The 7,482-nt window shown below is 49.0% G+C and carries 9 protein-coding genes; 3 read left to right on the top strand and 6 right to left on the bottom strand.

What is annotated here, in order from left to right:
- Positions 1-212: 212 nt before the first annotated feature.
- The 4 genes from E3O56_RS17965 to E3O56_RS17950 form a co-directional block, all read right to left on the bottom strand.
- The gene (locus E3O56_RS17965) at positions 213-623 is read right to left on the bottom strand and encodes an NUDIX domain-containing protein (RefSeq protein ID WP_248128659.1); all 411 of its coding nucleotides are present in this window, start codon (positions 621-623) and stop codon (positions 213-215) included.
- Positions 624-1,101: 478 nt separating this feature from the next.
- Positions 1,102-1,935 carry a nucleotide-binding protein gene (locus tag E3O56_RS17960; protein WP_248128658.1) on the bottom strand — a complete coding sequence of 278 codons (834 nt, stop codon included), beginning with the start codon at positions 1,933-1,935 and terminating at the stop codon, positions 1,102-1,104.
- A 145-nt stretch (positions 1,936-2,080) separates the two neighbouring features.
- Positions 2,081-2,884: an FRG domain-containing protein gene (locus E3O56_RS17955; protein WP_248128657.1), complete on the bottom strand. Its 804-nt coding sequence runs from the start codon at positions 2,882-2,884 to the stop codon at positions 2,081-2,083.
- A 359-nt stretch (positions 2,885-3,243) separates the two neighbouring features.
- Positions 3,244-3,474, bottom strand: coding sequence for a DUF6124 family protein (locus tag E3O56_RS17950; RefSeq protein WP_248128656.1), 231 nt, complete (start codon positions 3,472-3,474; stop codon positions 3,244-3,246).
- A 455-nt stretch (positions 3,475-3,929) separates the two neighbouring features.
- On the opposite strand from E3O56_RS17950, the gene E3O56_RS17945 reads away from it, so the two are divergent.
- Entirely contained in the window at positions 3,930-4,376 is a 447-nt protein-coding gene (locus E3O56_RS17945; RefSeq protein ID WP_248128663.1) for a GNAT family N-acetyltransferase, read from the top strand.
- A 59-nt stretch (positions 4,377-4,435) separates the two neighbouring features.
- On the opposite strand, the gene E3O56_RS17940 is transcribed toward E3O56_RS17945, so the two are convergent.
- Both E3O56_RS17940 and E3O56_RS17935 read right to left on the bottom strand, forming a co-directional pair.
- On the bottom strand, positions 4,436-4,810 hold the full coding sequence (locus E3O56_RS17940; RefSeq protein ID WP_248128655.1) for a GFA family protein: 375 nt from the start codon (positions 4,808-4,810) through the stop codon (positions 4,436-4,438).
- A gap of 317 nt (positions 4,811-5,127) precedes the next feature.
- A complete protein-coding gene (locus tag E3O56_RS17935; protein ID WP_103733765.1) occupies positions 5,128-5,733 on the bottom strand; it encodes a LysE family translocator in 606 nt (201 codons plus the stop codon).
- A 64-nt stretch (positions 5,734-5,797) separates the two neighbouring features.
- Here E3O56_RS17935 and E3O56_RS17930 point away from each other — a divergent pair, with 64 nt between their 5' ends.
- On the top strand, positions 5,798-6,715 hold the full coding sequence (locus E3O56_RS17930) for a LysR family transcriptional regulator (RefSeq protein WP_248128654.1): 918 nt from the start codon (positions 5,798-5,800) through the stop codon (positions 6,713-6,715).
- A gap of 152 nt (positions 6,716-6,867) precedes the next feature.
- A complete protein-coding gene (locus E3O56_RS17925; RefSeq protein ID WP_248128653.1) occupies positions 6,868-7,251 on the top strand; it encodes a Rap1a/Tai family immunity protein in 384 nt (127 codons plus the stop codon).
- Positions 7,252-7,482: the final 231 nt, after the last annotated feature.

The raw sequence follows: 7,482 nt of genomic DNA, 5'->3' as shown, positions 1-7,482 counted from the left end.
CTCGACGGCTAGGGCCGAGGTCAGGAGAAATGGACACCCGAAGAAGGTTAAGTAAGTGCCATTCAAATCTGTCCCTTTTTCCCGTCCAGGCAGCTCCAATCATCAAAACGTTGCATGACTGGATGTCGACCCAGCGGGCGAGTGAAATCGGTCAACTGCTACCTCATAGGTGGGCGCCGGCCTGACTGACTCAAGAAGAGCTGAATACACACTTAGACTTCAGCAAGGGTAGTCCTGAGAAAGCTTAAAGCATCCTTGAAAACCTGATGCCATCTTTCAGAAGGCTCACTCATTAGTGGATGCCAAAAAAATCTGAACTCATGGCCTCCATCATCTTCTGCAAAATGCACCCAAGTATCGGGAAGGTCTTGGGCAACATGACACTCATGAAATACCCACGTGTGACCTGTTTCAATGGCACGCCACTCACCCAAATTTCGCCCTACTGCGGATTGAATCCCTGCCTCTTCTATCAGCTCTCGTACGGCAGCCAAGTCGGTTGACTCATCTGGTTCCACACTGCCCTTGACCAGTTGTAGCCCTGCCAATGGATGCTCAAATGCCAAGATCTCCAGCGTTTCACGGACTCGCAGAACCACAGGACAAGATTTATCTGCTCTCATGCCGTCACACCTTTTCCTGTTTCAACTAATCCTTAGGCAAGTCGGGAAGCATAGAGGAAGCAAGCCATCATCGAAACCGAATGACGCGAAGGCCTCGTCAAGGTGTGTTGCCTAGACGCTTACGATAAAGACCCGCAGGAAGCAGTTGTTCGAACTGTTATAGATTTTGCATCTGAAGCTAGAGATTTCCGACGTCGTAGAGAAATGCAGAAGCTTGCATTTTCACGGATCGAACTCGTCAATAAAATGGATGTTTCTTGAATTCAAGCTGCAAGAGGCAATCGCGGTTTGATGCTGTTTTTCGGCCTGGCTATTTTTGGGTGCTGAATCGAATCTGATTTTTTAGGCGCTTCCGAATGGCTGCTGTTGGCCGAGGTTGTGTGAGAACGTTTTAGAGCAAGTTTGACAGTCAACGAAAAAGGAGACGGATTTTTCTCTAGAGATAAATCTGTCTCCTTTTCGCGTTTTTTGCGAATATCTAGAAGGGGATATCTCTATCGAAATCAACGGTATCCACTTTTTTATTTGCTTTATGAAGTAACTCCTCATTTTCCAACAGGTAATCTATTCCGTCGGCAGTTATTGAGAATGTATAATATTCAGAGCCATTATACTCGTGATCTATAGCGATGCTCTTATCTAGAAATCCGACCCTTTCTAGCTTAATCGCCGCTAAACTAAGCACCCCTTGTTCAACCCCTTTCAAATCGTTAAATGTACTCCATACAGATACGCCATCCGGTGAGCTAGCGTAGCTTTCAAGAACTTTTGCCAATAGGCGGTGTTCAATGTCACCAAGTTTGTAATTATATCCGGCTTGCCTACGGGGTTTTGTTTGCATATTTAGGTCCTTTGAAAGCAAGCCTAAATTTGCCACTTCTTTCTTGATTAGTACACATGGATGATTTACAGCAGCCTCTAAATTTCCATCAGACCTTTCACCGTTGTAATCTGCGGGTGTAAGGCCCAAAAGATCAGTTGGAAAATGCAGCTCGGTGTCTCGGGGTTTAACGATGAAACATCGCTCTTTACCTAAAGTGCCGACGAATAGGCCAAGTTCAAAAAGCACATTATCTCGGACAATGTGTTTTTGCTGGTCTCTGATTTCTGCAATATCGTCTGGTGTAAAAACGAAAATTGCGAAGTCCACTGATTCTGCCATTCTCACCAGAGAGTCAATCGTGTTCTGGGAAAGGCTAAACCCATGTTTCCAAACCGTTACCTCAGCCTGATGATCTAGGTTTACGTTGAATGCATCAGCCACATCTAGGCTTTCTACCGCTGAAGCTATAAATATTCTAGGCTTTCTCATATGACTTCCTTAAAAACTCGACTCAGGCTGACTGCTAATGTGAAGCTAACAGGTAAACAAAAACGCACCTTTTTGACGTCCAGCCTGCGAAGGGGGAAAAGGGGGCGGATTCACTTCTAGGAAAATAGCTTTGTTCCCTTTTCGATTAATTACCAACTCTTCGCTGCCACTCTAAGCCAAATACCGGCTGCCTACACATTGTTTTGCAGAAGCCATCAAGACCTGGATAAATGTTGGCTGCATTGATGTTCATCTGGTTTAGCTTTTTTAAACCGCTATAGCGTAGTTTTTTGGGGATTACGTACTTGACGATATCAGAGCTGCCTATCTGATAGTCTTTAACTATTTCTTCATGCGAGTACTTCAATGTGTTTGTAGCCACAAACAATCCTTGCTGAGAAAGCAGGCGATGATTAGAAAATGTCGGTTCAAAGGCGAACAGACATGGGGCATCAGATGCTTTATCACCTTCGAGTATTCTTGAATAAACTTCGAGACGATTTTTGCCAAAATATTCGTTGTCATCATTTTTTATAGCATGATGATTTAAACAATAAATTGCAGCGCTTCCTTCACCTGCCTCCAGAGCAAAAAATAACGCAATGTATGGAGAGAACGTAAAATCAAGAAGCCTAGTTGGTGCTCCATGGTGCTGCATTAACGATAACCAACTTAGAGGGTCGCCTTCTTTGGGTAATGATGATAAATAAATATGTGCGTGGCATATAAAGCGATCGATCATTACTCGCTCATGCTCCACTCTGTTTATGCGTTTTTCTGTTCTTGTATATGCCTTATGAATTGTTTGGGCTTCTTCAAATGCACGATGTAGGGAACTTTCCAGCTTCCAAGAGGCATCTATTTGGCCACGATAAATCCATTTTCTATAATGCTTTCTTGAGACAGCTTTGTCGTACTCATCCCAGCTCTTGAGAGTTATGACTTCCATAATTATTATTTACTCATAACTACGAATAGACGACATATGTGGCGTACGTTTTCCGCCATTTGTGTTTGATAACGTCCCTTGCTCATGCGTAACTCCCTGCTCGGCTTGAGTGGTGCTCCTGAAAAGGCGTCAGAAGATTTTATGGCAAAACGACATGACGCGTGTTGCACATTACCGTCGGATAAGCGGCGTGTCCATAATCTGATTTTGGCCGAAAGCAGTCGTCGCTCACGTCATCGCACAGGGCTTTGTGCCGAGGCTGAATGCACCAAACCATCGAAAGCCAAATCGCCGAGTCGTTGTACGTGGCTTACGACGACGCGGCGAGCCATCAGGCTAATGAGTTGAAGAGCTGATCATCAGCCAAGGCAAGGCGCTTCGCGGTCGAGGAGTCTTGCGGTGAGGAGTACGCCCAGTTCGCTCAGTTGGTGTATGGCGAGGGCGATGTCGCGGTGTTTGCCGTTGAGGTCTTCGGACAGGTCGAGCAGCAGTGTGCTGACGCTGGTGAAGGTTTCGTAGCTGTTGGTGATGAGGGTTTCGTTGCTGGCGTTGGGGGCGACGATGAAGAGGGTGATTGAATCGTTAACCATGGTTAAGTTCCTTGCTTGGGCCACTTCCCCATCGCTACTAAACAATAAGGGCGGTAGCTGTACGCAGGTTAGTAGACCGGTGGAACCTAACAAAACCGGCGCGTCCGAGGACGCCCTGCGCACAGCCACCATCAAGCACAGACGCGAACGTCTGATGGAGGAAGCTTGTGCACTTGTTAGGTCTAAAGGTGGGCTACTAAACCCGATCACTGAACAATTCAGCGACCGAGCCACCTTAGAGACGGCCACCTCAGCGCACAAGCCGGCGGATTCTGACGCAGGCGTAGGCAATGGAGCAAGGTGCGGCAGGGAAATCGGATTTTGCCTTCAGGCGTTGCGTTATCGTTTGGGGTTTTCGCGAGCAAGCTCGCTCCTACAGGAGTGACCTTGCAGTGTTCATCACCTCAAACGAAATTGTTAGCATTGAACGAGTTTCATATAGGAGGCAGGGATGGATGAAACGATATGAGGTTCAACGGATCACACACCTTCCGCGCCAGATACTGGCGCTGGAAAAGGAAGCCGTTGGCGAGGGTTTCAGGTTCCTCACTCGTCTGATTAACGAATGGCACTCTGGAGCAAACCGCTTTGATGCACCCGGCGAGTGTCTGATGGCGGCCTATTTGAATCAGCAACTGATAGGCATCGGCGGTCTTTCTGTTGATCCCTATGCTGAAAATAATGTGGCCAGACTGCGACGGGTGTACGTCGCAGCTTCGTCAAGGGGGCAGCGCGTCGGGCAGATGCTGGTAAAGGCGCTTGTTGAACGTGCCCCTCTTAGGTTTCAGGTCGTGCGTCTTTTCACGGATACGGCTGAAGCAAGCGGCTTTTATGAGCGCTGTGGCTTCAAGCGAACAGATGAGGCTCAGGCGACTCATATCATGCGGCTTGGCGGTTTCTGAGGCGGGCAGCTATTTGCCGGTTTCAGCCTGTTATAACCAGCTGAAATGACTTGAAGCAGTCAGCCGCACCAGTGCACTGCGGAGTCGACATGAATGTGTTTTTGCTTTTCAGCTATGAAGGGTGTGTCGAGCGTGCCCAGGGCTATCGAAACCCAGTCGGCAAACTCGCCTTGAGATCGTGACCAGAACAATGTTGAGCCACAATGCGAGCAAAATTCGCGTAACACGGTTTCTGAGGATGCGTAGGTTCTGATGCTGTTGGCGCCGGAAAGTACCCGTAGTGCGTCACGGGGAACACTGCCGTAAGAAGCGAATGCGGCCCCGTGACTTTTGCGGCACTGGCGGCAATGGCAGTGGCTCACTGACTTGGGCGTGGCGGATAGCTCGTAAGTGACGGCTGCGCATAAGCAGCTTCCCTGATACACCGTTGTCATTCGCTTTTCCCGTCATGCGAAAACGTCAGCGTAACCGTCTCGCTCTAGTCAGTCGACCTACAGCTGCTAGTCAGGAGCAGACGTGGCTGTCGTCAGCCGACTCTCCCATCACACGCCCATCAAGCCAAATCGCCGAGTCGTTGTAGGTGGCTTGTGACGACGCGGCGAGTTATCGAGCTATTGAATTGAAGGATTGATCATCAGGGGAAAAGGGGACGGATTAATTTCCAGGAAAAATAAATCTGTCCCTTTTTCGGAGGCTTCCCCGCTGTAGGGAGTCGTCTCTTCTCCAAAACTGAGGCAGTTCAGTCGGAGCGCTACGAAATTGTTAGGATTATTCCAAAGCTCACAAGCAGGCCGCCAAATCCTCGGTCAATCCATTGTCGTGAAGACAGCAATTTCTCTCGCATTTTGCCAGTTGAGAAACACAGTGCGACCAAACCAAACCAGATTATGTGCGCACTCGCGATGAAGAGACCGTATGCGATTTGTACAGTTACGCCGGTGTCTGGTCGAACTACACCCATGAACAGACTGACTATGAAGATCGATGTTTTTGGATTCAACGCGTTTGTCAGAAACCCCGACCGCAGAGCGGATAGGCCCGAGATCGCTGGTGGAGACACGTTTTGCTGTTCGACCTCCGGCTTTGAAAAAATCATCTTAATACCCAGGTAAATGAGATATGCAGCTCCAGCGAGCTTGAGTGCACTGAACAGCCAAGGTGTCTGCTGAAGGATCAAGCCCAGACCGAGCAATGTGTAACAAATATGAACGAGAACCCCAATTCCAATTCCCACAGCTGTAAGCAAGCCAGCACGTCGAGACAGTAACAGCCCATTGCGTGAAACCAGTGCGAAGTCGGGCCCGGGACTGATGCACGCGAGAATTGTAATAGTGACTACTGCTATCCATTCGCTCATGATGAGCCCTGCGGTTATTAAGATTGAAGCCAATATTTGCAAAGTATTTTACTGAGCACTAACGATGATTTCTGATGGGAATAGTGACTATAAGTCACGCATCACTGAGGCGAGAATGCCGTCATTACTGGCATTACGTTGCTTCGAATCAGCCGGGCGATTCGAAAGCTTTGCCCGAGCTGCTCACGAATTGCACCTGACACCGGGTGCTATCAGCAGAGCAATACGCTTGCTTGAAGAGGATCTGGGTGTCGACCTATTCGAGCGGCGCAGTCGAAGGGTTTATTTAACGCAAGCGGGAAAGCACTTATCTCGCGCGGTGAGCGAGGGACTCGGCATGATGAGTCAGGCAGTTCGCGAAATACGCACCGAGGCCCGGCGTGTCCGTCCGCTTGTATTGTCTTGCGAACCAACGTTGCTGATGCGTTGGTTGATCCCTCGATGGAGCGACTTCCAAAAAAATCATCAAGGACAGGACATCCACTTGGTGGCCGGTGGTGGCTACTTCTCGTTTGACCACGGCATAGACTTGGCCATTCGGCGAGACGATTTTCCTCGGCCGGCCGAATACCATGTCGAGACACTGTTCACTGAAAAGGTTGGCCCGGTCTGCCGGCCAGAAAAGCTAGACCAATGGTTTGGCAAAGCCAGAAAGGATCTGCACTCAACGGCTCCATTGCTGCAGACTACCAGCAGACCTGCAGCTTGGCAGGAATGGGCCGCTGCCAAAGGGCTCAGTCTTTCAGCTATGCAGGTTCAATCTTTCGAGCACTTCTATTTCAGCATCCAAGCAGCGGTTGCAGGGCTAGGAGTGGCCATTGGTCCTTGGCATTTGGTGCGTGACGATGTTCATAGCGGTGTGTTGGCCGCTCCACTGGGCTTTGTCGAGGACGGTTCACGCTATTGCCTGCTCTCTCCCGCAGCACTCAAGAATGGCAGCTTGGAAATGGAATTGCTCAAATGGCTCCAGACTGTCGAATGAGGAGGGCTTAGCCGCCTTTCAATAAGCTGTGGGCATTTAACTAATGGGGTAGCCGGCGTGGGCCGAGTGATCTCTTTCCGCCTAGTGGACGGCAAGGTCGTGGAAGTACTGACTATCCCCACAAGCTTTAAATAAATCGAAGAAGGAGCGACATGCGGATTTTTATAGCGGCTATAGCGATAGTTGGATGGCTGGCAAGCAATGCGGTGTTCGCGGAAAGTAATGCCGGAGCAAGGTTTTTAAACGGATGCAAGGTTGCCTTACGCTTTTTTGAAACGAAGCATATGGCTGCGGACGACAATCAAGTTGATATGGGTTACTGCGTGGGTGTGGTTGCTGGGGTGCGTGAAACTCTTCAATATCTTACCGGAGGGGTTGTGAACAAGTTTCCAGGTATTTGCTTGCCTGAAAACTACGTTGATCAAATGGGCGTGCAGGCAATCGTCAAGTACTCTGAAGGTCACTCTGATCTATCTACGAAAAGACCTACGCTAGTGGCATTGCTCGCACTCAAAGCTGAGTACCCCTGTAAATAGCGCCGCATCCACCCTGGATGCCTAGCTCCGACACAAAGCTGTCGTTCGCGGAAGGCTGCAATCGGCCGAAGCGGTCGATCATTATTTAAAAAATCAAGGACGATTTACGGCGTTTGTTAATAACATATTCACTTGGCGATTAGTGCAGTTTTTCTTATCGCGACTTCATCCTAGCTCCTCGCCGTTCTTGACTACCATTCAATGTCGAATGGATATTGCATACGCCATGGA

Origin of the sequence: Pseudomonas sp. W2Aug9, from assembly GCF_023127755.1 — a bacterium.
GTDB classification, from domain to species: domain Bacteria; phylum Pseudomonadota; class Gammaproteobacteria; order Pseudomonadales; family Pseudomonadaceae; genus Aquipseudomonas; species Aquipseudomonas synxantha_A.
Note: the sequence above shows the minus strand (reverse complement) of the source record. Positions and strands in the feature narration are given on the sequence as shown.

Bases quoted from the DNA above. Each gene is read 5' to 3' on its own strand.
- E3O56_RS17940 (WP_248128655.1), bottom strand. From the start codon at position 4,810: ATGACAACGGTGTATCAGGGAAGCTGCTTATGCGCAGCCGTCACTTAC.
- E3O56_RS17925 (WP_248128653.1), top strand. From the start codon at position 6,868: ATGCGGATTTTTATAGCGGCTATAGCGATAGTTGGATGGCTGGCAAGC.
- E3O56_RS17965 (WP_248128659.1), bottom strand. From the start codon at position 623: ATGAGAGCAGATAAATCTTGTCCTGTGGTTCTGCGAGTCCGTGAAACG.
- E3O56_RS17955 (WP_248128657.1), bottom strand. From the start codon at position 2,884: ATGGAAGTCATAACTCTCAAGAGCTGGGATGAGTACGACAAAGCTGTC.
- E3O56_RS17935 (WP_103733765.1), bottom strand. From the start codon at position 5,733: ATGAGCGAATGGATAGCAGTAGTCACTATTACAATTCTCGCGTGCATC.
- E3O56_RS17950 (WP_248128656.1), bottom strand. From the start codon at position 3,474: ATGGTTAACGATTCAATCACCCTCTTCATCGTCGCCCCCAACGCCAGC.
- E3O56_RS17960 (WP_248128658.1), bottom strand. From the start codon at position 1,935: ATGAGAAAGCCTAGAATATTTATAGCTTCAGCGGTAGAAAGCCTAGAT.
- E3O56_RS17930 (WP_248128654.1), top strand. From the start codon at position 5,798: ATGATTTCTGATGGGAATAGTGACTATAAGTCACGCATCACTGAGGCG.
- E3O56_RS17945 (WP_248128663.1), top strand. From the start codon at position 3,930: ATGAAACGATATGAGGTTCAACGGATCACACACCTTCCGCGCCAGATA.